We start from the raw sequence: 25,797 nt of genomic DNA on the forward strand, positions 1-25,797 counted from the left end.
AAGCCCACGAAAAAGGCTAAAAATACTGGAAATACGCAGATAAAGTAGGGATAATGCGTAAAAATCGCCTGAAAGTGGCGAGGAAAGGGGAATATTCCATTCTCAAGTCGTGAAATTTTTGTTATTCGAAATGCCCTGGAGAATACTCTGGCATTTTCGTCCCATTGCGACATCGGCGGCAGACCAAAAATCGCTTCCGTAGTCTTCAAAATATTCACTTGCGAGTAGAGCTTAGTGTCCAGATACCCTTTCTTCACCCAGGGTCCCATAGCCAGCGCGAAGGTCCGGTGTGCATTGATATGGTCCGCGCCGGACTGGGCATCGTCCTCGGTCAGGAACACGACCATGTGTTTCCATTCCGGCGTAGTGGACAGATAGTGAATAAACCCGGCCGTCGCGTAATCATTGTTGGCCACGTAGTAGTTTGGGGTGTAATAGCAGGGCGAACGACCTGCCGTATGATCATCCGGCAACCAGATGTAAATAAAATGCGGGAATTGGGCACCCGGATGGGCTTTCAGCCAGTGTACCGCCGTTTTCTCCCGGTAGGTATCGAGCATCATCCGGTCCCAGCCGGGGAAACCGGTGGCCAGATGTTTTTTCATCACCGTGGAGATATTGCCCGCCTGAGACCGCGAGACAAATTCGCCGAAGTCCTCAAAGGAGACCTTGTGATCGAGCAGGTCATTAAAGAGAAAAAGTCGCTGCGGATAGCTGATCCACGGATTAGACCACTTGCCCAGTACCGAGAGATTTTCATAAATCGCATAAGGGTTATCCACACCGAGAGGCATACCACCAGTCCCCGCTGCACCACCGGGTACCAAAGATTGCGTCCAGCCCGGATTGGGGACTAGCCCCCGCCCGGAGTAATACTCCGGCCACGTGCGCTGCACAAAGTCTGAATCTGAAGCAGCCGTCGTCCATTGATGGCCCTGTGCAGTCACTTCGCCATCGGCCATAAAGTGCACAAACAAGGTGTTATGACGGGCGAGATGATAGAGATTGGGCAAATCCTTGGGCCCATATAGGTCAAGATGCGGCTCCGCCCAGGCCCCGGCGCGTTTATATTCGCCCAGGTCTTCGTCGAAGGTCTTGTTTTCGCGCAAAATGAAGACCACGTAGTGGATGTGTTTGCGCAGAAAGGCGGTGGTTTTGACGTCTTCCAGATGACGGGCTTCGCGCTGGGCATCAGTAAAACCATCATTGCGCAGGCTTTGCCGGGTCCAGGCCGGGAGATGGGTCGCAAGGTCATTCAGCTCAACTTTCTGAATGAGCCCGTCCATCATGTCGCCCACCCACTGGTGTTCGACATTGGGGCCGGAGCCCAGGCCTTTGGCGGCCACCACGTAGAGGGCGTTGTCCGCATGGCTGATTGCCGTCGGATACCAGCCCGTCGGGATGAGGCCGAGGCCTTTGCCAGTCTGATCGTTATAGACAGCGACATCGTTGTTGCCCGCATTGGCCACAAAGAGTTTACCGCCAGCAATGGTCAGGCCGTCGGGATAGCTGCCTGGCGGGGCGTCGGGATAGGGGCTGTCATCGAGGAAGCCTTTGACGCAGAGACCGACGGTGTCCACTTCGGCGACACGGTCGACATTGGCGAGGGCTACAAAAACATCCGGGGAATGCGGGACGGCGACCAATGCCGTGGGGTGGACACCGGCAGCGGTCTTGTCGGGACCGGTAGAAGGACCGACGCGCACCGTACCCAATAACCGCATGGTCACGGGATCAACCACTGCTACGGCGTTACCGCCCCAGAGGCTGATTACCAGCTTCTGGCCGCCATCGGCAAAAACGACCGCATAGGGGTAGGGTCCAACATTGAGGTAATCGGTCTGCCCACTCTGAATATCGACTCGCGCCAGGCTGTTGGACAACATACCCGCCACATAGAGATATTTACCGTGGGGACCTACCGCCACGGCGTCGGGGTAAAACAGCCTCGGCTGATTCACATAGTGCCCCTGATATACGTAGGGATACTGGTCCTTGGGGAAGGGCTGCCAAATCAGTGGGTAGCGGCGCAAGAGCGTGAGCTTGCCGCCTTTTAGGGTGAACGCAGCAATATCACCACTGTCTCCGCCCGCGGCGTAGAGGGTTTGGTCAGGTCCAATCGCCATACCCTGAAAAAAACTCTGATGACCGATGACATCACCATGCAGATCGGTGACATCGGTAGAGTTGGGGGCCGCTTTCCCGGCATCTTTTTTGTAGGCAGCAATCTCTGCCACGCGATCCAGGCTCTTCTGATCGTAGAGGGTGATGGTTTGCGCACGGGTCGCGCCATTCGCCATAGCGGCGACATGATTCCCTACCGGCACCACGTCAGTCGCGAAGTTGGGGGCACCGTTGACTAGGCCAACCGGCCTAATGATACGCCCGGTAGGCAGGACGTGGGTCACCCAGCCTTTGTATTCTGGAGTGCTGTGCGTCGGGCCATTGCTGATGCGGGTAATGACCGGGGATGCGGCGTCAGACCACGCATAGCCAGAGAAAAACAGGTTCAACAGCAGCGTCACCACGCACACCGTCAGATTCCGACGCCTTTTTTCCATTACTTTTACTCCTCCGTACAACCGTACGACAATGCATGGTCAACACCACCAACAAACGGCGTTAGCCGCGTTTAACCCCATATTTTTTTGTGCATACCTGCACGAACGCAGGTGGGACCGCCGCTTTCACGAAGGTATCCGCCTGCCAGGGATCGCGGAACCCCCCGGAGAACGGAATGTAGCGATATGGTTCACCAGTAAGATAGTGAATCATCTGCAACGCAATTTTGTTGGATCGCAGTTGCGCAAATACCGAACACTGGTGAAAGTACGCGTTCATTTTCGTCGGCACGTTCATAGCGGCATCAGAAATAGTGTGGATCTCTACAAACGGTACCTTATTTAAGGTCGATATCAGCGCGATTGGATAATTACCAGCCTCGTCCGCCTCATGGAATATGCGGGTACTCTGGCGGATTTGTTGAACATTGCGCAACCAGGCCGCACCAGAACCCTGAGTACCGTAGGTCATAATCCACGGCTTACGCCCCATTGGGGCCGAAAGGATTTTTCCCGGAGTATCCGGGCACTCACTTGCGGCGCGCTCCGCCAGCTTGACCAGAACAGGATCGGCATAAATATATTCGGGATTGGGATTCCCTATGGTGTACCCCTCGTCATCTGCCACCAAAGCTCTAAACTGACCTGGTACGATGGCGCCATTTTCCTTGGTCATGTAGTTACTAAAATTCACCACCCTTGCGCCGATCACGACATCGCCCATCGACAGTTGTGACAGATGGGATCCCGCAGTGCCCGGATCAATCATAATACCAGGCCTAAAAATGCGCTCCAACAAATAGGTGTCGATTGCCGTCAGGCTGAAACTACCAATCGGCGGCGGTGAGGACAACACGATATGTACACCATCAATGTCTCCCGTCGTAAATTGAAACATGCCTTCGTGATACTGCTTCTTATGCGTCATGACAGACGTGTATTGTCGATATGTATCGGGACTGGCTGGCAACATAATACCCACCGTCAGTCCTGTTGCGGCAGGTTCCGCCTGAGGAAGCGCGAGGTCTTTCCCTGCTCTATCCGCGCCATGAGCAATAGAACCATACACGGTCAATATCGCGCTGAAGCATCCACATGCCAATATACTAAAAAACCGCATTATTTTACCCCCCAGTACCTGTGCGCAAAATGGTATTACACTTGACCAACAACAATACGGGCACTGCATCGGCGTAAATGCCCCCTATGCAGTGCCCCAGAAGGCAACCAGATAAACTATGAGCGCTTACTGGAAGCGGAAGCTCACGTTGCTCCCAACAAACACCGGCGCGCCAACCTGTCCCCGGTAATAGGAGAACGGTTTCAGTACTTGCTCTGCATAGACCAGATAGTTATTGTCAAGAATGTTGTCGGCGTAAAGACTGAACTTAACCGACTTCACGTAGGTCGATTTGATCGGCATCTCGTAGGACGTTGTAAAATCGAGCGTCTCATATGCCGGTAAAGTGCTACCTATCGTTTCGCCCTTGTTGGTCGCCATATATTGACGTCCGACAAAATGGCCGGTCAGCGCCGCATACAGGCCGCCGTGCTCGTAGCGGACACCTGTCGTTGCCGTGTACATCGGGATGTAAGGCCGGTATTCTCCGGGATAGGCCGTGCCGTTCACACCAGTAGATAGGCTGCTGTATTTAGCGCTGGTGTAGTTGTATGACCCGAAAAATGACACATGGTATTTAATGGGTACATCCAAACCAAGAGTAACCCCCTGATACAGGGCATTGCCATTATTGTACTCATAAGTCATTCCGGTAGCAGGATCGTAGTACTCGCTGAAGATATTGCTGAAGTTACGCCTGAATACGGATAAATTACCCGATACTACATCGCTCGTGTAACGCACGCCGGCATCGTAGCTGATGTCACTCTCCGGCTGAACGGTAATGGGCGCTGGCGTGGGGGATGTTCCTATAGCCGAGTAGAAGGCGCTAATGTTCGGCACCTTATTTGTCTTACCTACACTGAAATACAGATTCACATTATGAATCGGTGTATAGGAGAATCCCAGGGACGGCTCCCAGAAGTAGTAAGTATTATTGACATGGCCGCCATAGTTGTAATAATAACCAGTCACATCATCACAACTAGTTGAGACGATGTTATATTTTACACCGGGGTATATATGGAGGGCACCGTTCAGCAGATTGATATTATCCTGAAGATAGATATAGTTATAATTACGCGCATCATGCTCATTCCAGGCATTATTGTATCCGTCGATATTCGGAACCGGGCTGCTGCCGTACCAATACTCGGCACTATGATCCTGACTGTAATCCACCATTGCACCCAACTCGATGGTGTTATGCGGCGCAAAGAACGTCATCGATGGCAAGAAACCTATACTTTGAATGTCATCGATATAATTGTGGAACTGCGTTCCGGCAGCTCCCGATCCAAACAACGCTACCGGATCATAGCTATTGTTTGCGGAGGGATACGCTGTCCACGGTTCGAGATTAGTCCCCACCGGGTATCCCTCATAAGTCGCGTAGCCATAATAACTATGGTTGGAGTACGCCACATTGGTGAATGACGTCCTATTCGCTGCCTGTTGCTGAATAAAGACTTTCGTCTTGGCAAGCATATAGTCGTTTAATATGCTTTTCCACGACAAGATCACATTCAACGCATGGGTATTCGTGCTACTGGATGCCACATCCATCGGTGGCTGGTAGGAGCGCCCGTTCTGCGCAAGCAGGGCCAGGGGCACCAAAGATGGCTGACGCGCCGACTCATTGTTATAAACCGCGATCAGCTTTAATTGAGATAACCCGTTATTATACGGCTGAAGTAACGCAAAATAATACGAATTTATCTTGGCGAAGATGTCGTTCATGAAACTGGGGGCATGCGTATAGGAATATTTGAACAGCATCTCGGTGCCAGTTCCTGGCAACGCCCCGCTATTCACCGCAATACCCGTTGTGTAGTTGCCACCGCGATACCCGTACTTTCCACCAGAGGCATCGACATCCAGATAATACTTTGATGTGGGTAATGCGGGCTCGTAAGAAATCGTGCCGCCGAGCGAGTTTATACCATTTTGCGAGGGCTGATTTGCACCGCTATAGACCTTCACTGTCGAAATCTGACCCATCGTTAACGGCGTGTAGGCGTGATCATCACCTGTTCCACCGGCGCCACCGCGAAAGGTGTTGATAATGGGTACGCCATCAAAATTGGATGCCATCTGGCTGCTTGTAAATCCCTGGTAAGTAAATTCGTTATTTACCGAAGAAAGATTACCAGGGCCTTGGGAGACTACATTCATCCCGGGCACATGCTTCAGTACAGACTGAAAATTCTGGGCCGGCGATGCATGGGTGACCGTCTTTTTGCTCACTGAGGTTACTGCCTTTTCTGGCGGTGCGACTTTTTTAACAGCACCAACGGAGGTGACCTTTCCAAGAACACTTGAACTCGTGGTAGAGGCAACGACACCCATATCGTCGGCATCAGCGAATGTACTAGCCGACAGGCTGACTGTAGCGAGTATAGCCGCATAGAGAACCGCCGGCGCCATGTGAGTTACCGCGGCCACTGCTTTTCTATCCGCAAAGATCTTTGTACTGTATTCAGTGTACATCTTACATTCTCCATCTCTAATTAATGACATAATAACTCGCTATTGACGGCGCCAAGCATAGCCACAGAATGTACGCATACATTTGTCGCCAGAATGGACAATCGTTGCTATCTCTCACAACCATCCACCAAACCACGGGGATCCGTTGGGGTTTGGTAAAAATAGTTCGGATACGGATCGCCAGACGGATAACCATATTTCCCGTGAAGTAGATTATTGCCGTAAATTTTTATCACCATTAGCATTATCTTATCGCTGATGTTCTGTGTTATTTGCGACGCCGTCTTCCGATGCGCACCTTGGAAAGGAACGCCGTTTCCGCTAAATTCAAATACACTATCGGATATGGTGCTCACCTCGATGAAAGGAATGTTGGCCAATTTTGCAACTGTAGCGGAAAACCAATCCCCATCTTCATCTACCTCATGAAAAACGTCGTCTGTTTTCTTAATAAACGATTTATCGGCAAGCCACATTGAAGACGTCCCCTGTATTCCATAATAATAGATTTCTGGCTTTTGTACTTTGAATTCACCGTTAATCCAAGACGGTAACTTTTCTCTGTCAGCAACATATTGCGCCGCACAAGCGGTATATTTTTCCAACTTTTTGTTTAGGTAAAAATATTGATAATCCTGAAGACTGGATTTTCCAGAAAACTCATCTGGGACGAGGCCACCTGTTGGCGACATGTAAAAATTTGCAAAGTTTACTTGTTTTGTTCCTATAACAATATCTCCTACATGCATCTGTCCTGGCGGAATATGAGCGCCAGATGTCCCAGGGTACAGCAGAGCTTTTATATTAAAGTGATCGACCATGACTTGCGCGGTAAGCGCGCGCGTATACTCTCCGCCAAACGGCTGGATGCAGATAACTACAGGAATCTTATAAATACTTCCAATTTGATAATCAAATTGACCTATGTGAACGGATTTAATCTTTTTAAACTTTTTAAGGATGACGGCATAATGGGCAGGACCGACGGGAATGAGCAGGCCTAAATACCCACTACCGCCCAGACCCGAAAGCTTTTGATCGGCCTGCGCACTGCCAACGGAAAGCCATAAAAAACAAAAAGCCGATAAAATACAGATAATACGTCGCACAAATTTCATAAGTTCCTAGCTCCTATATATTTTAAAAAAATCGTGATTCAGCTTTGAAGTCCAAGTTAAACGGGGCCACCTTTTCTCTTCGCTGCACCCGAAGATGCCTGGCACAAGTCGGGTGCGGTGGTGCCTTCGATCCCATACACCTCTGCGGTGTATCTCGAAAATTTAGCTTTCGACTATAATCGCGGTATGTTTCGTACTATTAAAGTGCTATTTTTTTGTGATCATGCATCAAAAAACGCAACACAGAAGGGCCGTTCGCGACCCGCATGATCAGGCGTACCATGACCCAAGGAGAAGGCGCTCGCCGCTCTGGGAGATATCGCCAACGGACGACCACCATCAACGGTCGGCCCGATGTATCAGGGTGATCAAGTCTTGCAGATTGTTTTCATCAGTGGATTCAGCAGGGTGATTCAGATATCTTTAAAGCCCGCCGCATATAGGACGAAAAGGAAGCGTGACGCTCCGCTTGCGCTGGGCGATGGCGGCACTCACTTGCCAGGCCTTTGCAAGTCTGCTGGCCCGAAGCTATTGGGCAACAACTCGCTAAACGTCATTCGTTGCGGACTGCCCGCCAGCATCGACGTGTAGACCCACATCGATGGCCCGGCAAATTCATTGAGCCGCTGACGACAAGTCCCACACGGCCACGCCGGAGAGTGCCCTTTGCAGGCGATGTAGGCTGCCCGAATAGGTGTCCTGCCAAGAGTGGCGACCATCTGGCCGATCGCCACCGCCTCGGCACAGAGGCCGGAAGGATACGCTGCATTTTCAATGTTACAGCCCTGAAAAATACGCCCAGACTCGGTGAGCAGTGCCGCGCCCACCGGAAAATGGGAGTAAGGTGCGTAAGCGTGTTCCAGAATCGCTTCTGCAGCCTGGCGTAACTGGGCGAGCGTCGCCACCGAAATGTCCGAGAAGATCAACGAACGAGTCCTGCTATTTTTCGCGGTTGCCCGCGCTGCTCCATGAAACGTATTCCCATATAATAAATTCCTCCGGTGATCGCCGCAGAACAGATCTGCCAGGGTATGAGATGAATTATCTCCGGCCCCATCAGGAAACCCAACTGAGCCAGCACCACCCCAAAAATCAGCATGCTGATAGCCCAGGGTGCAGGCCATAGGAAATAGTCCGTCCAGATATGAACGCGCAGATAGAACAGAGAAACAGCATCGCTATAGTACTTACCGTGGTACCAATCGATCACCAAAATGAAGCTGAACGGAAAGAGCAACGATCCCAGAATGGAAAGAAAGCCCTCGATAAACTCCAAAATTCCGGCCACAGCCAGCAAGGTGGAGAATACACCGAGCAGAACGACGATAGCGGGTTGCATAAATCGATGTGGTTTACCGGTAACATTGATGACCGCGAGCAGCTTGGTCACCGCTGGATACAGATTCATGGCGTTGGTATGAGCGATAGCCAGGATCACGCCGATGGCAGAGATTTCTCCCCAGAATGGTAGGTTTTTACCCAGCAAGGCGATATTCCAGTCCCCGGTCATTTGTAGTGCTACCAGACCCAAGAGACCCATAAAAAGCACCGCAGACATCACGCCGATCGCGGGGGCAAGCAGATAAAGCACCCGATCTGATGCCTTCTCCTGAGCCGTAGGAGGCACACAAAAACGGGTGACCGTCGGAAAATCATACGACCAGGCCAACAGACTAAAACTCAGCACCAGATCAATATCCTTGCCCCAATCTACTGTTCGTGTCGTTACCGGAAGCACGAAGGCATGCTGGGTAAAGAGGTAATAGGCGAGCACCGCGTAGCAAAGCAGAAAGAGCAGAGCCGTGTATTTATAAAATTTTTCCAGCACCTCCATACCGAAAAATACCAATGTGATTTGCAGCACGCCCAAAACGATATACCAGAGCATACCGAGGTCTGGAAACAACGTGTCGAGAATTTTCCCACCCACATCGGTATTCAGACCAAACCATCCCGCGCCAACGATGGTGTATAAAATGGCCAGAAAAGTAGCGCCCCCCATACCGAAAGTACGTCGCGCCATCACCATGGAAATGATGGGAACCTGGCGGCCCATATGCGATAGCAACATAGCGGGAACCAGACCGATCAGCGTGGCGAACAGAACGATCAGGGCGAAATTCCACAAGCCAATCCCGTGGAGAAGCAATCCGATCACCGGCGTCGTCGCCGAGGCGGAGGCCAGCGCCCAGATCAGGAAGAGCATACCGGGTCGCATGCAACGGTCCCGGTCGGGGACTGGGGCTACTCCCAAGGTTTCCACATGGTGGATATCCAACGCCGGGGTGCTACTCACAGGGTCAGTCCGCACTGTGGTCATCAAAATACCATTTTCACTGTACCAAAGAACGAGCGTGGCATCATCGGCTCTGCGACGAGGTAATTGCCGGGCTGATTATTAATATAGGGGAACTGCTTTTCCAGAACCGACGCTTCGGAGTTCAGGAGATTCACCCCGCTCAAGCTGAGCGTCACACTTTTTAACCCGTACTGATGTATCTGAAAGGTATGCGCGAGATTGAAGTTCATGGTTGCGTAGGCAGGCATACTAATAGAAGTTGGCGCACCGGTGCTTGCCTCAATATATTGCGGCCCAACCAGATTGCCGTATAGTCTCGCCCGCGTGTTCATGTAGTGCCCTAATATCCCGATACCCGCCAGATAGGTGGGCGTATTTGCCCGCGGCTCTCCAATGCTGGTGGCAACGCCATAGGCGCTTGACGAGTTTGAGGTGTAATGCGCATCCTGAAGCGAATAGTTGCCATAAACAGACAGATAATTATCCAACGCGTAAGCCGTCGCAATATTGATGCCCTGATACGACGACGAGCCAATATTGTATTCATAAGTCAGCCCTGTTGTTGTATCATAGTAGGAGCTGAACGTGTGCATAAAGTCCGATCGATAGAACGAAATACTCGCATCAATACCAGCATGGCTGTATGCCGCTCCAAATTGATACGTATTGACTTGCTCTGGTTTTATCGTCACCGGCGTCGCTGGTGACGTCGATGTGGCATTACTATCCGCTGCATAAAATGCAGTGATATTCGGATACTTGTACCCGACCGCATAGTTGGCATAAAGAGTTACCGATCTTATCGGCTTATACTGAATGCCAACGTATGGGCTCACCTCGCTGTAAGAGCGGCCACTGCTCGCACCTACGGTGTAGTAGTATCCCGGTACATCATTGATATGCGTGCTTACCGCCTCATATTTCAGACCAGGGGTAATCGCCAAAGAACGTGTCGGCTTGATTTTGGCCTGCGCATAGAGTTTACCGTACAGACGCCATGCATGCTCGTCCCAGAGATCATTGTAACCAGCCAGTTCAGGGACATTTGGGCTACCGTAGACATAGTCCCGTGAATGATACTGAGAGACCGCGCCCAGTCCTCCCGCTTTCAAGTCCACATAATGATTGAGCCATTCGACAGAGGGATTAAAACCGAAGGTATTTGTCGTGTAGCTATAACTATGGTAATTATCCCCGTTAATAGTTTGCGCCTGACACGCCGCAGAAGAGTTACCCGAAAAATCGTTACCAGAATACTGGCAGACAGTTTGGGCCGGGTTAAGATAAAAGGTGACAAAGCTGTTATACGGCGTATTGACACTGGGATTCACATATTCCAAACGATTGGAATTGGTGTAGGCATAAAACCCCTTAAATCCAAAAACGGCGTGAGAAGATATGAGCGTTTTATTCTGCACAATAGTCATCATGTGTTCCGCCGTGCTATTCGCATAAGTGAAGGACAGCGGCCATTGGTAATTGGGTCCATATTGCTGCAACAGCGCGACCGGCATTCGCGCTGCGGTGGCGCCCTTATTTTTGTTCAACAAAAATATGACTGACCACTTGGAGGTCGGCGAAATTTGTGGCAAATCATAGGCCGCATAGTAGGAATATTCGCGATCAGGACTGTGGTCCAGGTAGCCTGCAGTCTGGCGCGAAGAAAATCTCAGCAGGAGGTTACCATAGCCAGGGTTTGCACCGGTGTTGATCTCGGCGCCATAGCTGCGCGTGTCAAAAGAACCATAGCCAGCAAATACCGACTCGTAACGTTTTGCCGAAGGAATCTTCGGCAGATAATCAATATTCCCGCCAATAGCCCCGACGGCGTTGATATCTGGTGATGGAGTGCCATAGGTCACCCGGATGCCCGAAGTTTCACCCAGCGTGACCGGGATGAGATTCGTCAAATCTGCATAATTGTTATTGCCTCCGGATAAGCCGCCATTGAACAAATCAGCAATGGGCAGATTATCAAAGGTGTAGCCCACTTGTGTCTGAGAGAAGCCACGTACGGAAATATGGGTCTTGACGCCGATGGGGTTCGTACTGGTGGCATTGACCCCAGGTACGAAACTCAGAATGGTCGAGGCATTTTGCGTCGATTCCTGACCTTCCAGGAATTTTTTGGGAATCAGCGCCGTTTCTGCACCGAACACCGGCTTTATATGGGTGAGTGCCGCCTTCTCTACGGTTCGCAGTAAGTTCTTGGAGACGGATTTGATCTTATATATTTTTTTGGCCGGGGGCGGCGTGGCGGTGGTCACTTCTGCATAGACCGGCATAAGTGAGGCACCCAGTAACCCTGTTGCCACCAACAAGCTCTGTCTCAAAATATATTTATTGGCTTTGTTCATTATAGACTCCAGTAGTTATACCGCCTTATCGGGAAGCAGCATACATGCCATGCCTATCCACCAGTATATTGATCCGAGATGCAAAGTGTTTTCTTTGTTCGCCCCATAATGGGGCGCAACCATATTTTTTGCCCCAAAATGAGGCATCGGCTATCCTCTTATTGATTGGCTGCTCTTGCCTGACCGAATATACTGGCCATATACAACTTTCGATTAAAGTGTTATTTTCTTGCGAATGCGTTACATAAAACTCAACGCTTTGAGGGTTCGCCATGAAACACCTGCGCCTGTTTAATTACATTGATACGATTGTCAGGGAAGGCTCAGTCCGTCGCGCGGCCGAAAAGCTGCATATCACGGCATCGGCACTGGACCGCCGCGTTCAGGATCTGGAAGAAGAATTGGGCACCGGCATTTTCGAGCGGCATCCGCGCGGAATGCGCCTCTCGGCCGCAGGAGAGGTTTTCTTGGGTTATGTGCGCCGCCACCTTTCCGACATGCAGCGCTTACGCTCAGAAATAGATAGCCTCAACGGTCTTCGCCGCGGCCATGTTGCCCTCGCGGTCAGCCCCGCATTGGCGGCCGATTTCATCCCGAGAATTATTAATACATTCAGGGAGCAGTATCCGGGGGTTTCCTTCTCGGTGACTGTAGCGAAACACAGCGATGCGATTCGTGCGCTGCTCGCATTTGAAGCCGATCTGGTGGTCATCGTGGCGCCGCCCCGACACCCAGACGTTATCGACCTCGCCATATCCGAGCAGCCTTTGGTGGCGGTTATGGACTGCACGCACCCTCTTGCCAGCCAGGGTACGCTTCGCTTGAGCGATTGCATCCAGTATCCCTTGGTATTGCCGACCCCGGGGCTTACCTCGCGCGAAATGCTGGAGTCTGTGCTCCATAGTCGACGATCAGAAACCCATGTCGCCGCCGAGACCAACTCCTATGAGGTGATGCGTGGCCTACTGTACGGCACGCAAAACGTTGGCTTCGTCATTTCAACGGGGATACCCAAAAATCGCGTCAACGAAAATATCGTGTATCGGCCGATTTCTGCCGTGGACATCCGCCCCGTGCCATTAGTATGTGCACAACTCAAAAGCCGAGGGATTTCAGTCTCTGCCGCCCGTTTTTCCAACTACATAGCAGAGGAGCTAAATAATATGAGCCTGGCCGAACAGCATACGGGTTAGACATCAAAAGTGTGCATTTGAAAAGGTTATCTCACGGCACCGCCACGCCGCCATCACTGCGAGGATCAGCAGCACCGGCAAATCCGCCCTGCGGGTCACGCGCTACCATACCCGCGTGACCCATAAAATCACTGTAATCGGGCACCCACGATAGCTGATGTCCCCAGCGGCGCAAATCCTCGAAAACGGCGCGGGGATATCGCCGCTCCAGACGCAAACCCGCCGAAGCTTCCCCCCAGGTACGCCCGTATAGCCAGCGCGGACTGGCTACCGACTCGGCGAGGGAAAGCTCATATTGCTTGACGCGCATGAGCAGCGCTGCCTGGGTTTGGGGTTGGCCATCCCCCCCCATGCTGCCGTAGGCGAGTTGCACTCGCCCCTGCTCGGCATAGAGCGCTGGATTAAGGGTATGGAAGGGGCGTTTCCGAGGCTCCAGTACATTGACGTGTCCCGGTTCCAGAGAAAAGGCACAGCCGCGATTATTCCACAGCACCCCGGTATTGCCCGCCACCACGCCAGTGCCAAACTCGTGGTAGAGGCTCTGAATCACGCTCACCATCCGCCCTTGCCCATCCACCACCCCAAACCAGACCGTGTCACCTTTGGCGAGTCCAATGGGCGGCAGAGGCATCGCGATAAGGGGATGTATCTCTCTGGCGCAGTCATCCAGAAAATCCGGATTCAGCAATGATGCAATATCCACATCGCAAAAGTCAGGATCCGCTACTAGCTGGTCCCGGTACTTAAAGGCCAGTTTGGTGATTTCTACCGTGTGATGAATCAGTTCCGCGCCCAGATGGTCCCCGCTGTTGAGTCCAACGCGATTGAGCAGGGCGAGGATCATGAGTGAGGCTACCCCTTGGGTGGGCGGCGGCATATTGATAGCCTCGCCGATACCGAAGGCGGTGCGCAACGGTTCCACCCAGCGGGGCTTGAAGGCCCGCAAATCGGCTTCTGTCAGCAGACTGCCGGCGGCTTTGAGACCCTTCGCCATTTGCCAGGCGAGCGGACCGTGATAAAAAGCCTCTGCACCATTCTCCGCCAGAGTCCCGAGAGTTTGTGCCAGCGCCCGTTGACTCCACAGTCGCCCGGTTGGCATTATCTCCCCCCCCGGCATGTATTGCGCTGCAAAACCCGGCTGCTGACGGAGCGCGTCGCCAAATCTGGTGAGGGTATGGCTCTGGTTAGGGCTGAGCGGAAAACCGGTGGCGGCGTGGCAATAGGCGCTCTCCAGCAAATCGGACCAGGATTTACGGCCCCGCCAGCGATCCCTGGAGAACCCAAACGCCGCCCCCCAGCCGCCCACCGCACCCGGCACCGTCAAAGCGGACAAGCCACCACGGAACGGAATCTCGCGCAGCCCCCGGTCACGAAACAGCGCCGCCGAATAGTGTCGCCCGGCCGGACCAGCGGCGGCCAGTCCGCGCACCGTGTGCGCATCGCCGTCCGATATCAGCCAGAACCCATCACCCCCCAGTCCGTTCATGTGGGGATAGACCACAGAGAGGGTCGATGCCACCGCGATACCCGCCTCTATGGCGTTACCACCGCTGCGCAAAATAGCGGCCCCGGCCTCGGCCGCCAGCGCGTGCGGAGCACTCACGGCACCACCCTCCGAGCTCGCCGATAAGGAGATTTGAATGGATTTCACAGAATGGACCTCAGTTTGTGACGCGCTGAACACCATTCCCGGCGGGTGTTTAGCCGGGAATAACGTAAAAAGTGGTTCCACGGCAAGCGAATATGCTCTGCCGCCGACAAATAACCCAGTTGCCGATCTAACCTTGCATCGGCTGCATTCACAGGCACTGCGCAGAGTGACTGTGACCAACACTGCGACACCATCAGCGGATGCCCGCCGCCACCCCAGCGATCTATCGGACTTGCTGCCGCAATATTCGGAGCATGCGCGATGCGCCGCAGTTGCCTGAGCCACGGCGCGGGTGGCAAAATCGTGTCTACCGGCACCACTAGTGCGGGGCCAGATGGATTATGCAGCCCCACTTGGAGCGTCGAGAAAGGCCCATGCCTTGCCCGAAAGTTATGCCGTCTCATGGCACGGCGATGCAGACAAGCCAAAACCCGCCGTGGCCGGTACCCCGTCACCAGATACACCGGGGCAAACCCCGCCTGCCGCAGGATATCCACCTGCCGGTCAATCCAGCTCCGGCCATCGCCGGGCAGACCTCTGCACGCTTTGTGCTGTCGTCCGGAGCGCCGGGACTGGCCGCCCGCCAGAATGATGGCTGCATCCATGCTGCGGCTTAAGTTGCCTTCGGCATCAAGCTCACATGCGCCGCGACGACACGCCAACCCTCTGGCGTGCGTATCCAGGTCTGACTTTGTCGGCCATGCACCTGTTCGCGCCGGAACTCCGTGTTGGCAGTCGCAAAGCCTTGTCCATAGGTGGTGATCGTCGTATTGACCAACTCCCGATGCAGCGCCGGGGCTGGACGGGATGCCCGAAACTCGGCAATGGCCGCATAGCCGTAGAGATTTTCTGCCACTCCATAGCGCAAGGTGTGTACGCTATTCCAAAATAACTCGTCCAATACATGAACGTCGTTTTCAACCAATGCTTTTTCATAACGGAAAAAAGCGGCCTGCACTTCTTGTAAGACTTCGGGCGCATTGATTTCGGCGTGAACCATGGGATTTTTCCTCTTAGCGGGTGGGGATTGGACTGGTAAATCCGTGCAACTCAAGCTGTCTTGCGACTTTGAATATTCGCGCCTCCTGCCAGGGTGCGGCGATAATCTGGACCCCGATAGGCATCGCCCCCGCACTGGCCACGGGCACCACCACCACCGGGAGACCAATGAAGGAGAGGGGTTGGGTGTACAAGCCCAGATGCGGTCGCACCATCATTTGCTCCCCATCCAGTTCCATATAGCGCTGCCCGATGGCGGGCGCCGACATGGGCGTGGCCGGTGCCAGCAGCAGGTCATAGCGCGCGAAAACCTTGAGTACCTCAGCCCGATACCAGCGCCGGAAACGTTGGGCCTGAATATTCCAGGACGCGGGCAATAGCGTACCGGCCAGCATGCGGTCCCGCACGTCCGGATCATAATCGGCAGCGTGATGACGCAAACGGTCCAGATGCAGGTTGCTGCTTTCGGCATTGGTGATGAGATAGGCGGCGGCACGTGCCTGCGCGGTTCCGGGAAATTCGACGAGGTCAGTCACATTCAATGCCGCCGCGACCCGCGCCAGTGCCTGCTCCGCTGCTGGCGTCGCCTGTTGGGTGAAATAGCCGGCGGCAATGGCGATTTTCAGGCCGGCGACACCGTCTGCCAGACTTCCACTGACCGCCTCACTCGCCCTATCCGCGCAAACGGGGTCCGCGGCATCGGTCCCTTGCATGGCATCATAGGCCAGAGCGAGATCCGTCACGCTACGCGCCAGCGGGCCGACATGATCGAGACTAGGACAAAAAGGGAAGGCCCCGGCCCGGGACAGGCGGCCATAGGTCGGCTTCAGCCCAAAAATACCGCAAAGGGAAGACGGCACCCGAATAGAACCATTGGTGTCAGAACCCAGGGCGATGGGCACCATGCCTGCCGCTACAGCGGCACCGCTGCCACCACTGGACCCGCCGGTCATTCGCAAGCGGTCATGGGGATTGCGGGAAGGCCCATAGTGAATATTTTCACCCGTAAAATCGTAGGCATACTCACCCATATTAAGGGCGCCCACCACGATGGCGCCCGCTGCCGTGAGCCGCCTTACGGCGGTGGCGTCCGTTACGGCGGGGGCATCTGTTTGATTGATCTTGGACCCAGCGAGGGTAATCTCGCCCTGCAAATCAAAAAGATTTTTGACCGCAAAGGGCACCCCCGCCAGAGGCCCGGGGTCTTCGCCCCGCGCCACCTTCTGGTCCACTGCCTCTGCTTCCCGTAGGGCACGCGCTTCCGTGATGCAGGTGAAGGCATTGATCTCGCCGTTATGGGCGTGGATATGCCGGAGCGTCTCCTGCACCACCTCCGCGGCACGCCACTCGCCGCTACGGACCCGTTGCGCAATTTCCTGCGCCTGCGGAAATGCGTCGTTCTCTGGCTTCATGGACGAAATACCGGGGCCAAATCTTCCGTCATATCCACCGGATGCGCTTCCAGCACCTTGGCCATCCGCGCACTCAGCATGAAATAATGTTTTACCTCTGCACGCCATTCTTCGCGCACACTGAGCCCCATAGAATCGAAGAGATAGTTCATATACGTATCCACGGGCGTATCAGCATCTGTTCCGGGCGGATTCATCCTGCTTTTCCTTTTGTTAAAAATCAGCTTTTTTTTGCCGTAATTGCAGCAACTCTGCCAATACACTGATCGCGATCTCCGGGGGCTTTTTACCGAGTCCTGGCAAACCCATGGGCATGTGCAAACAGTCCGGAATATCCTGTCCGGCGCGGGACAGGGCGTGACTAAAACGCGCCGCTTTGGACCGACTGGCAATGACCCCGAGATAAGCCAAGGGTTTCCCGATAAAATGCTCCAGCAACGCGTAATCCATGGCGTGGCTGTAGGTCATGATGAGCACCATGGCATCGGTTGCCGGAGCCTGCAGATCTGCCCAGGTCCAAGTGTCCACCAGGGTAACTTCTGGCGGAAAGGCGGCAGGATCGGCCCATTCCGGGCGCTGATCGAATACGAATGACGCTAAATCCAGTTTGCTGGCCATGCTGGCGATCGCCCGTCCTACATGCCCCGCACCGAAAATCCATAGCGGCTGATGGTGGGCAGCGGGCAGCGCGAAGTGCCGCTCCTCTACATCCATACCGGGAACGTCAGCATGCAAAAGCACGGTCATGGCATCAAATGGACCGATTTGCCGTCCCAGACGGGTAATCCCGGCCAGGAGCTGCAACCGGCCTGCTGAATCCCGTTGATAGAGACGGGAGGCGCCAGACTGGTACAGCTCGGAAAAAAACCGGGGTACATCCAGCACACAGATTTCTACTTGCCCACCACAGCACTGATCATCCGCCGTGCCCAAAGTAAAATTCAGCAATGCCGGGGATGCTTCAGAACGGGGCGTGCGCAACACCTGACAGATCTGATATTCCATGCGACCACCACCTACCGTGCCCAGCAGGGAGCCATCTTCCAACAGACGCATACTGGCCCCGACCGCCGTGGGCGCAGATCCCCGCACCCGGGTCACAACCGCTTCCCGGACCGGAAGCAAGGGCCGCTGACGACTGGCGAGGGCATTCATGAGGCGTACCCGATCACGGCCACCGGCCCGCCCCCCTGGGGACCCTGATGCTCCGCGCGCGTCGAGACATAGACGCCGGTTTCCCCCGTGACCCCGGCCAACAAGGCGGAGACTACACAGCGGGAATAGCGCATATCGGAGATATCCGCGTCTGTCCACATGGTATGACGACGATGGCGGATATGGCCTCGCGGGTCGGCATCGGATTTGGCGAAGACCGCCAGCACCTTCTCCGCATCGACAGTCGCTAACTGCCCGTTGACGGGCTGCAGTCCCAACTGATTCAGCACAGCATGGATCGCCGGTACATCGATGATGTCCTGCATCACCCCGTGGGCGATGACCAGATCACCGTCCCACCAGCACGAATTGGCGAAGAGCACTATTTCGGAGCGCTGCAATAAGGGTTTGGCGGAAACGCTGGCCCGACTGGAGTACAAGGACCAGTCCCGGTTGATGGCGTCATCCGACAGTTCGGATTCGGTCACCTCACCCAAAGCGAGGGCCACCCCCAGGGCAGAAGCGCCGCGTGACCAGGCCATGTCACAGCGCAGGTGCTCGGCACGGACGTTTCCGGTCGTTGTCGAGTCCAGCGCTGGTATCGCCCCTTTGATCTGCACCAGATGCACATCCGCAGGCTCAACCTGCAAGGCATGCATGAGCCAGGTGACCGCGCGGGCGGTTTCCCGCACCATCGCCATCCGCCCCACTTCCTGCGCGCTAAAAGGGCGGGTATGGGCGGATGCAAGCGCCAGACGTTTTATCGGATACGCTTGCTTAGCCGCCCGACCTGATACCGAAAACACCAGAATATGCGGCGCCGCAACCCCTTCACTACCGCCCGAAAAGGACAACACCACACGTTCTTCCACCAACTCTGGACGGCAATCCAAATGCGTTGCCAGCAGCTGGCTCAAAGCCATCATCGCCAAAGCCCGGGTAAAGTCGTTTATGCCGCCATTACCCTCGGTTTTGCCTATAATCGCGACGATGCTCTGGGGATCTATCGTCCCCTCGGCAATCGCCCGGGCCAGTCCGGAAACGTCGGCAGGGTCTGTCGTAAAAAACCGGTAGACGGAGGTACGCATGGTCTTCGCCTTCTGCGATTAAAAGGGAACCCGGAGTACCCGCCCGGTGCGACGTTGGATGTCGATCTTGAACACGTCACCGTCATCCATCTCATCTGCTGCCTGAGCGTTCGCCAAGGCAGTGACCACCTCATCAGAATTCATGGTCATCACCGTCACCGGATCGCCAATAGACATTGGGAAATCGTGCCAGGTACCCGCATGAATCATCACCCCCTGCCCCGCTGGAATGCGAAAAGCGCGGACGTCTTCCAGGCGGGGGGCATTTTCCCCGCTGCCCTGATTGGGTTTACCCAGCACCATGGCAAAGGGAATGCTGCCCAACCCGACAAAAATCTGCGTCATGTTGAGGTGCCGTTCCAGCCAGGTAATCTCGGGACTGCGGCGCGATATCCGCGCCGTGCGGACCACCGCGCGACCGGTATATTCAAAATCGAGATTTTGCCCCTCTTCCACACTCCCCTTATAAAAGGGGATGGAAAGTCCGGGCCGGTGTACCGCCTCACCAATCATCACCCCGTATTCCGCGAGGTTCTCCGGCGTAGCATCCAGCAATGGGACATCTACATAAACCGCTTCTGTCTGTTTTGCATAGGCACCCATATTTTAATTCTCCTTTTTTGATTCACTGCGTTTATGTATGGCCTCCAGCACCAGCCGGGAAGCTATCTCCAAACGATATGCCGTCGTCGAGCGGATATCCTGAATGGGTGCAATATCCTGCTTTACCTTCTGACGCACCTGCATGTCAGCAATATCACACAACGCACGCCCCAGCAGATATTGGCTCACGGATGGCAAGGCACAGGGAGTCGCCGCCACACTCGCCATGCCGAAATGCGCGCTCTGAATAATTCCATCACTATTTACTTCGATAAGCGCCGCGATACTCACCTTGGCAATAGCTTGCGCTGCCCGTGTTCCGACCTTCCGAAAATAGCCGCGACTGTGTTTAGGGGGGTAAGGAATCCAGAGCGCGCTGAGTAACTCTCCGGGTTGCAAGGCCGTCTTGCGATACCCCAGATGGAAATCTCCATAAGGCAACCAGCGCGAGCCGTGATGATGGACGATCTCCAGACGTGCGCCATAAGCCAGCAACGTCGGCGCATTGTCCGCCGCGGGGGAGGCATTGCAAACATTGCCACCCAGCGTGGCGCGGTTTTGAATGGGCGGCGCCCCGGTCACCGCCGCCGAGGCGGCCAGCATCGGCCAGTGGGCGACTACTTCCGCATGCCGACGAATCGCTTCCAGGGAAGTAGCGGCGCCAATCCGGATGCCCTCTTCGGTAATTTGCAGCCCCTGCAACTCCCGCAGTCCGCTGATGTCCAGCCAGGACTCCGGGCGCCGTTCCGGGGCGAGATGACACTCCACCATAAGATCGGTCCCGCCCGAAATCACCCGATATGGGCCGGGGGCTGTCGCCAATATCTCCAGGGCTTCCGGCAAATGTCGCGGCCTTATCCAATCAGACATCAGCAAACCCTCCGGCGACCTGGGCGATGGCCGCATAAATGCGCCCATACCCGGTACAGCGACAGAGATTGCCGCTCAGGCCCCAGCGAATCTCCTCCAGGGTCGGATTCGCATACTCCGCCAACAGAGCGGTCGCCGCGAGCATCATACCCGGTGTACAAATTCCGCACTGGGTAGCACCGCACTGAACAAAAGCTTGTGCCAGAGCACTATCTTCGGGAAGGCCCTCTACCGTGGTAATCTCCGCCCGTTCCATCTGCCCAAGAGGAACCAGGCAACTATTCACCAGCCTGCCATTCACCAGCACCGCGCAGGCGCCACATTCTCCTTCGCCGCAACCTTCTTTGGTCCCCTTGAGGTCGCATTCATTACGCAATACATCCAGTAAACGGGCATTCGGCGCTGAGCTGCTCTGAAATGCTTTACCATTGATGCGCATCGTCGTCGACATGATCAATTCCCTCTGCTCATCGTCAGCTCCAGCAGCATTTCGGGCTTGACCGGAATCTGGCAAATATCGATATCCAAGGCCTGCTGAATCGCATTGACGATAGCGGGTGCTGGACCATCCATGGGTAATTCACCGACGCCTTTCGCCCCTTTAGGACCAGCTCCCAAGCCGCCTTCCAGCAACACCACATGCATAAATCCCAAATCCGCGCTGGTGGGTATGATGTAATTGGTCAGACGGTCATTGGCCATGACCCCGCGCTCATTCCAGAGCACATCCTCATAGAGGGCATAACCAATACCCTGGGCAACACCCCCCTCAATCTGGCCCTGCACAATCACCGGATGCACCGCATCGCCGATTTCCTGTACCGCGGTAAAATCAAGCACCCGCGTTTCGAGCGTCAACACATCCACTTCCACTTCGGCAATATAAGCCGCCCAGGCATAACTGGCGTAAGCCCGCCCCAAAAAGGCCTGCTCATCCCAACGCATGTCCGTCGGCGGCTGGTACTGTGCGGTCACCAGCGTATCCCCGGCGACTGCGCACAGCCGGGCACACGCTGCGGCAAAACTTTGTGCGTCATGAGGCGCCGCCAACTCCGCCGTTTCCCGTAGCCGTTGCAATAATTGTCCCGCCGCCTTCTGGATGAGCTCCCCGACCACCATACAGGTGCGGGAGGCGACCGTCGGTCCGGAATTTGGCACCCTGGAGGTATCCGCCTGCGCCAGATGCACGCGATCCATGGGCAGGCCCAGCGCGTCAGCCGCAATCTGGACCAGCGTGGTCGCCGCACCCTGCCCCATTTCGGTGTTGGAACAGAGAATTTCGACGTGCCCATTGGCCAGGGCTTGCAGAGAGACCCGGGACGCCAGATGCAATTCACCGTTGCCGGTAAAACCGGCACCATGGGCAAAAGTCGCCAGACCAATGCCTTTGCGGGTCTGATGTCCGGCCGCATTCCAGGCCCTGTACTCCGCCAGCCGCTGGTAATAATGCGTATGTTCCAATGCCACATCGAGGGTGGCATGGGCAAAACAGTCAGCACCCACCACATCACCCGTGGGATTCACATCGCCGGTGCGCAACAAATTTATCCGGCGCAATTCGGCAGGGTCCATAGCCAGTTTTCTCGCCAGCCGGTCCATGGCCACTTCCATGGCAAAAATGCTTTGCGGCGCACCAAATCCGCGAAATGCACCAAAGGGCGGATGGTTGGTCGCGACGGCGCGCCCCCTGACCCGAATGTGGGGGCACTTATATGGTCCCGGTGCATGGATAACACCACGGGAGAGCACTACCGGACTGAGGGTACGATAAGCCCCGCCATCAATGGCGAAATCCATATCGATAAACTGCAATTCTCCGGCCTTGTTGGCCCCCAGACTAATCAGGGTACGGGAAGGATGACGCTTGGGCGTCACCCGCAAATCCTCGCCCCGCTCATAAACAAGTTTTACCGAACGGCCCCCCGCTTTGAGCGCCAGCAACGCCGCATGGCAAGCAATCACCGAGGGGTAATCTTCCTTGCCGCCAAAGGCCCCACCAGTGGTACTTTGCACCACCCGCAGATGATCCTTATCCATCCCCATACACTGAACCAACGCGTCCAGCACATAGTAGGGACACTGCATGGAACCTTCTACCAGAATGCTGCCGTCTTTCTGCAAATGCGCCAGCATCCCTTGCGGCTCAATATAGAGCTGCTCCTGGGACGGGGTGAGAAAGCGCTCTTCGATGACGACATCGGCAAGATGCTCCCCCTCCGCAACATCACCCCGATCCAGAAGATAATCTGTATAAATATTGCCGGGTATGATTTCTTGTTGCGCAGCGAGTGCCGCATCAATATCAAAAATCGGCGCGGTATTGGGCAACTCCACCAAAGAAACACCCTTCAGCGCCATTCCGAGTTTCTCCGGATCCGCGTGGGCCAGCAATACCACTGCCTCCCCAGCGTGCCGAAATGCGCGATCAACGAGCACTACCTGATCGTTCTCCAGGAGCTTTACGGCGTTCATACCCGGAATATCTCGCGCCGTGACCACCACAAATTCCGACCAGTCTATGGCAGGATCGAAAACCACCTCCTGCAGCGTTCCACCCGCCGCAGTAGTGCGCACCGTCGCGCCATGGAGCACGTCTGCGCAGGGCAGGTCATCGACATAGAGCGCCGTCCCCCTGATTTTGGCAACGCCATCGACACGGCGGGGGCTCGCCGTCTGCTGGTCAGTTCGCTGCTTCACCAAGGTCAAAGACACGGTGACACTCCTTGCTCCCGGGCCAGAAACTCACCAGCGGATACTTTGATGACCCGTATGCTCATGCAGCGCCCTTTAACAGGTGCGCGATAACGGCCTTGGTGACGATCACCGCATTACGCTCGGCGAGGGCACTGGCATATAAATCGCCTGTTTTCCAGATTTCTTCTTCGGTTTTACCGGGGGGCGGAACATCCACGTCAGAGATCCCCCGTATGGACAGATAATGATCCGCCAAACCGAAACGCGAGAGCACGGCCACGTCCCCGAGATCCTCCATGGCGGTATTGGTATATTTCACCTCGCCATGGGTATAGCGACGCACAATCTGTTCGGCAATAGCCTGATTCGCTTTACCGATCCAAAAATCATTGCCGGTGATAGTGGCGCCCACCATCACCTTCGGCGCCGCAGAAATAGCAAACATTTTATCCAGTTTCTTCGCTTCTGCCGAGTTTTCAAGCGCGACATGGGCCGAGGCATTTACCGCCATATTCAGCAGGGCCGGATTGATTTTATACGCCAAATTTTCCATGATATTCTGGGTGTAATTTCCGCAGTGACCCGGCGTGGCATAATCCGCGCAGCCCGGAGGGGACCATGCCAACTGCTTTTGATCACTCAGGTAATGATGTCCAAAAGCCCAGGAGATTACCCAGCTATTGATATACACACTGCCCAATGCAGAGTCTTCTTTGTCCACACCGCCCGCAATGCCGCTGCGAATAAAAATAGTCTTCTTCAGATCCAGAGTCGCGTCTTTCACCAGACTGGTGACGGTGACTGCGGCATTGATTTCCCCTTCCCCGGTCTCCGTAACACAGACGCCTTTGCTGTCGCAGATCAGGGGCTTAATGAGTCCTGGCACATGCAAGGCTTGATGCTGGAAAGATTTTTGCACTGTCCATGCTTGCCACTCGGGCGGGAATGCCGTCAGCACGATCACTTTCGGGCGCATTTTCGCCGCCGCCGGTATAGCCTGGGCGTAGGCCAGTGGCGCTATCCATGAGAGGCTGACTGCACCACATAACATCATATGCTTCCAAACCGTATTTTTCTTCACGAACATTCTCCCTGGTGAGTTTTTCATAATAGGTTCCGCTGGGATGCACCGTACTGATCCAGATCCCTGCGTAGGGATTGCTTTCGTTGGTCCGTACAAAAAGCCGCTTCAACAGCATTACGCTCAAGAAGTAATGCGTCCTCCGCTGTTAAATCCAGACTGGAAAGTGTCCCAATAATGTTTTCACTCAGGTATCCACCGAAATACGCCGGGTCATCCGAATGAATCGTCGCCAACAAACCTGCTTTCAACAATCGGCCCAGATTATGTTCAGATAACCGGCTAAACACTTTGAGCGCGACGTTGGAGAATGGGCAGACCGTCAGCGGGATCCGGTCATCCACCAGGCGACGCACCAGTGCCGGATCCTCCAAACAGCGCACCCCGTGATCTATGCGCTCGACATCAAGCACATCCAGTGCCTGCCAGATATAGGCGGGCGGCCCCTCCTCTCCGGCATGGGCAACACGATGCAGGCCCATGGACTTGGCCACCTTAAACACCTTCTGAAACTTTTCTGGGGGATTGCCCATTTCAGCGGAGTCGAGACCAATGCCGGCGATACCCCCCAAAGCACAAGCATGCTCCAACAGCGCCACCGCGGGTTGCGGGTCGCGATCCCGCTCAAAGCAAAGAATCAGTGCGCTGGATATATGCCAGTCACGCTCGGCGTCCCGCAAGGCGGCGTTGATGCCGCCCATCACCGCCGCCAATGCCACACCATTGGCAAGATGCGTCTGCGGATCAAAAAACAGTTCCGTATGACGAATCTGCTGGGCTTTACAGCGGGACATATAGGCCAGGGTCAGTTCATAAAAGTCCCGCTCTTCCCGCAATACGGACGCCCCCAGATAATAGACATTCAGAAAACTTTGCAGATCCTCAAATTGATACGCCGCCCGTGCCGCCTCTATCGTCTTATAGGGAATATCCACGCCGTTACGCTGGGCCAGCGCGATGAGTAATTCAGGCTCCAGAGTACCCTCAATATGCAAATGCAGCTCTACCTTGGGCAGATCCTCCACAAAATCTGCCAGTATTCCTTTACTGTTCATCGTACTTTCCATAAAAGGTGTTGCTCCGTATGTTTTATAAGGCTATGCATA

Annotated in this window: 21 protein-coding genes; 1 reads left to right on the forward strand and 20 read right to left on the reverse strand. The window is 54.7% G+C overall.

Features of this window, described 5'->3' with window-relative positions; genetic code table 11:
* The 7 genes from Q0C48_RS04500 to Q0C48_RS04530 all read right to left on the reverse strand — a co-directional run.
* The coding region (locus tag Q0C48_RS04500) for an alkaline phosphatase family protein (protein ID WP_291521968.1) at nt 1-2,561 on the reverse strand (2,561 nt) is incomplete at its 3' end.
* Nucleotides 2,562-2,622: 61 nt separating this feature from the next.
* Entirely contained in the window at nt 2,623-3,681 is a 1,059-nt protein-coding gene (locus tag Q0C48_RS04505; protein WP_291521970.1) for a hypothetical protein, read from the reverse strand.
* A gap of 126 nt (nt 3,682-3,807) precedes the next feature.
* A complete protein-coding gene (locus Q0C48_RS04510; protein WP_291521973.1) occupies nt 3,808-6,171 on the reverse strand; it encodes a TonB-dependent receptor in 2,364 nt (787 codons plus the stop codon).
* 107 nt (nt 6,172-6,278) lie between these two features.
* A complete protein-coding gene (locus Q0C48_RS04515; protein ID WP_291521975.1) occupies nt 6,279-7,289 on the reverse strand; it encodes a hypothetical protein in 1,011 nt (336 codons plus the stop codon).
* A 491-nt stretch (nt 7,290-7,780) separates the two neighbouring features.
* Entirely contained in the window at nt 7,781-8,215 is a 435-nt protein-coding gene (gene cdd, locus Q0C48_RS04520) for a cytidine deaminase (protein WP_291509417.1), read from the reverse strand.
* On the reverse strand, nt 8,212-9,585 hold the full coding sequence (locus Q0C48_RS04525) for a cytosine permease (protein ID WP_291521977.1): 1,374 nt from the start codon (nt 9,583-9,585) through the stop codon (nt 8,212-8,214). Before Q0C48_RS04525 ends, cdd begins: the two co-directional genes overlap by 4 nt.
* Nucleotides 9,586-9,608: 23 nt before the next feature.
* Nucleotides 9,609-11,945 carry a TonB-dependent receptor gene (locus tag Q0C48_RS04530; RefSeq protein WP_291521979.1) on the reverse strand — a complete coding sequence of 779 codons (2,337 nt, stop codon included), beginning with the start codon at nt 11,943-11,945 and terminating at the stop codon, nt 9,609-9,611.
* A 272-nt stretch (nt 11,946-12,217) separates the two neighbouring features.
* On the opposite strand from Q0C48_RS04530, the gene Q0C48_RS04535 reads away from it, so the two are divergent.
* A complete protein-coding gene (locus tag Q0C48_RS04535; RefSeq protein ID WP_291521981.1) occupies nt 12,218-13,138 on the forward strand; it encodes a LysR family transcriptional regulator in 921 nt (306 codons plus the stop codon).
* Between the two features lie 31 nt (nt 13,139-13,169).
* Here the strand turns inward: Q0C48_RS04535 and ggt are convergent, their stop codons facing one another.
* From ggt to Q0C48_RS04600, 13 genes are all read right to left on the reverse strand, one after another.
* On the reverse strand, nt 13,170-14,741 hold the full coding sequence (gene ggt, locus Q0C48_RS04540) for a gamma-glutamyltransferase (RefSeq protein ID WP_291521983.1): 1,572 nt from the start codon (nt 14,739-14,741) through the stop codon (nt 13,170-13,172).
* A gap of 44 nt (nt 14,742-14,785) precedes the next feature.
* Nucleotides 14,786-15,394, reverse strand: a complete 609-nt coding sequence (locus Q0C48_RS04545) for a nucleotidyltransferase family protein (protein ID WP_291521985.1) — start codon at nt 15,392-15,394, stop codon at nt 14,786-14,788.
* 8 nt (nt 15,395-15,402) lie between these two features.
* Nucleotides 15,403-15,789 carry an oxalurate catabolism protein HpxZ gene (gene hpxZ / locus Q0C48_RS04550; RefSeq protein WP_291521987.1) on the reverse strand — a complete coding sequence of 129 codons (387 nt, stop codon included), beginning with the start codon at nt 15,787-15,789 and terminating at the stop codon, nt 15,403-15,405.
* A 13-nt stretch (nt 15,790-15,802) separates the two neighbouring features.
* A complete protein-coding gene (locus Q0C48_RS04555) occupies nt 15,803-17,200 on the reverse strand; it encodes an AtzE family amidohydrolase (RefSeq protein WP_291521988.1) in 1,398 nt (465 codons plus the stop codon).
* On the reverse strand, nt 17,197-17,352 hold the full coding sequence (locus Q0C48_RS04560; RefSeq protein ID WP_291521989.1) for a DUF4089 domain-containing protein: 156 nt from the start codon (nt 17,350-17,352) through the stop codon (nt 17,197-17,199). The genes Q0C48_RS04555 and Q0C48_RS04560 overlap by 4 nt, the downstream gene beginning before the upstream one ends.
* Nucleotides 17,353-17,413: 61 nt before the next feature.
* Nucleotides 17,414-18,355 carry an XdhC family protein gene (locus tag Q0C48_RS04565; RefSeq protein WP_291521990.1) on the reverse strand — a complete coding sequence of 314 codons (942 nt, stop codon included), beginning with the start codon at nt 18,353-18,355 and terminating at the stop codon, nt 17,414-17,416.
* Nucleotides 18,352-19,443 (reverse strand): ring-opening amidohydrolase, encoded by a 1,092-nt coding sequence (locus Q0C48_RS04570; RefSeq protein ID WP_291521991.1) that lies wholly within the window; start codon nt 19,441-19,443, stop codon nt 18,352-18,354. The genes Q0C48_RS04565 and Q0C48_RS04570 overlap by 4 nt, the downstream gene beginning before the upstream one ends.
* Before the next feature lie 18 nt (nt 19,444-19,461).
* The gene (locus tag Q0C48_RS04575; RefSeq protein WP_291521993.1) at nt 19,462-20,046 is read right to left on the reverse strand and encodes an ureidoglycolate lyase; all 585 of its coding nucleotides are present in this window, start codon (nt 20,044-20,046) and stop codon (nt 19,462-19,464) included.
* 3 nt (nt 20,047-20,049) lie between these two features.
* Nucleotides 20,050-20,916: an FAD binding domain-containing protein gene (locus tag Q0C48_RS04580; protein WP_291521995.1), complete on the reverse strand. Its 867-nt coding sequence runs from the start codon at nt 20,914-20,916 to the stop codon at nt 20,050-20,052.
* Nucleotides 20,909-21,367, reverse strand: a complete 459-nt coding sequence (locus Q0C48_RS04585; RefSeq protein ID WP_291521997.1) for a (2Fe-2S)-binding protein — start codon at nt 21,365-21,367, stop codon at nt 20,909-20,911. The genes Q0C48_RS04580 and Q0C48_RS04585 overlap by 8 nt, the downstream gene beginning before the upstream one ends.
* 2 nt (nt 21,368-21,369) lie before the next feature.
* On the reverse strand, nt 21,370-23,628 hold the full coding sequence (locus Q0C48_RS04590; RefSeq protein ID WP_291521999.1) for a xanthine dehydrogenase family protein molybdopterin-binding subunit: 2,259 nt from the start codon (nt 23,626-23,628) through the stop codon (nt 21,370-21,372).
* 61 nt (nt 23,629-23,689) lie between these two features.
* The gene (locus tag Q0C48_RS04595) at nt 23,690-24,697 is read right to left on the reverse strand and encodes a phosphorylase (RefSeq protein ID WP_291522001.1); all 1,008 of its coding nucleotides are present in this window, start codon (nt 24,695-24,697) and stop codon (nt 23,690-23,692) included.
* Between the two features lie 17 nt (nt 24,698-24,714).
* The gene (locus tag Q0C48_RS04600; protein WP_291522003.1) at nt 24,715-25,746 is read right to left on the reverse strand and encodes an adenosine deaminase; all 1,032 of its coding nucleotides are present in this window, start codon (nt 25,744-25,746) and stop codon (nt 24,715-24,717) included.
* Nucleotides 25,747-25,797: the final 51 nt, after the last annotated feature.

Origin of the sequence: Acidithiobacillus sp. (assembly GCF_023255755.1) — a bacterium.
Taxonomy (GTDB): domain Bacteria; phylum Pseudomonadota; class Gammaproteobacteria; order Acidithiobacillales; family Acidithiobacillaceae; genus Acidithiobacillus.

Bases quoted from the DNA above. Each gene is read 5' to 3' on its own strand.
- Q0C48_RS04505 (WP_291521970.1), bottom strand. From the start codon at position 3,681: ATGCGGTTTTTTAGTATATTGGCATGTGGATGCTTCAGCGCGATATTG.
- Q0C48_RS04510 (WP_291521973.1), bottom strand. From the start codon at position 6,171: ATGTACACTGAATACAGTACAAAGATCTTTGCGGATAGAAAAGCAGTG.
- Q0C48_RS04515 (WP_291521975.1), bottom strand. From the start codon at position 7,289: ATGAAATTTGTGCGACGTATTATCTGTATTTTATCGGCTTTTTGTTTT.
- Q0C48_RS04530 (WP_291521979.1), bottom strand. From the start codon at position 11,945: ATGAACAAAGCCAATAAATATATTTTGAGACAGAGCTTGTTGGTGGCA.
- Q0C48_RS04535 (WP_291521981.1), top strand. From the start codon at position 12,218: ATGAAACACCTGCGCCTGTTTAATTACATTGATACGATTGTCAGGGAA.
- Q0C48_RS04545 (WP_291521985.1), bottom strand. From the start codon at position 15,394: ATGGATGCAGCCATCATTCTGGCGGGCGGCCAGTCCCGGCGCTCCGGA.
- hpxZ (WP_291521987.1), bottom strand. From the start codon at position 15,789: ATGGTTCACGCCGAAATCAATGCGCCCGAAGTCTTACAAGAAGTGCAG.
- Q0C48_RS04555 (WP_291521988.1), bottom strand. From the start codon at position 17,200: ATGAAGCCAGAGAACGACGCATTTCCGCAGGCGCAGGAAATTGCGCAA.
- Q0C48_RS04560 (WP_291521989.1), bottom strand. From the start codon at position 17,352: ATGAACTATCTCTTCGATTCTATGGGGCTCAGTGTGCGCGAAGAATGG.
- Q0C48_RS04565 (WP_291521990.1), bottom strand. From the start codon at position 18,355: ATGAATGCCCTCGCCAGTCGTCAGCGGCCCTTGCTTCCGGTCCGGGAA.
- Q0C48_RS04570 (WP_291521991.1), bottom strand. From the start codon at position 19,443: ATGCGTACCTCCGTCTACCGGTTTTTTACGACAGACCCTGCCGACGTT.
- Q0C48_RS04575 (WP_291521993.1), bottom strand. From the start codon at position 20,046: ATGGGTGCCTATGCAAAACAGACAGAAGCGGTTTATGTAGATGTCCCA.
- Q0C48_RS04580 (WP_291521995.1), bottom strand. From the start codon at position 20,916: ATGTCTGATTGGATAAGGCCGCGACATTTGCCGGAAGCCCTGGAGATA.
- Q0C48_RS04585 (WP_291521997.1), bottom strand. From the start codon at position 21,367: ATGTCGACGACGATGCGCATCAATGGTAAAGCATTTCAGAGCAGCTCA.
- Q0C48_RS04595 (WP_291522001.1), bottom strand. From the start codon at position 24,697: ATGTTCGTGAAGAAAAATACGGTTTGGAAGCATATGATGTTATGTGGT.
- Q0C48_RS04600 (WP_291522003.1), bottom strand. From the start codon at position 25,746: ATGAACAGTAAAGGAATACTGGCAGATTTTGTGGAGGATCTGCCCAAG.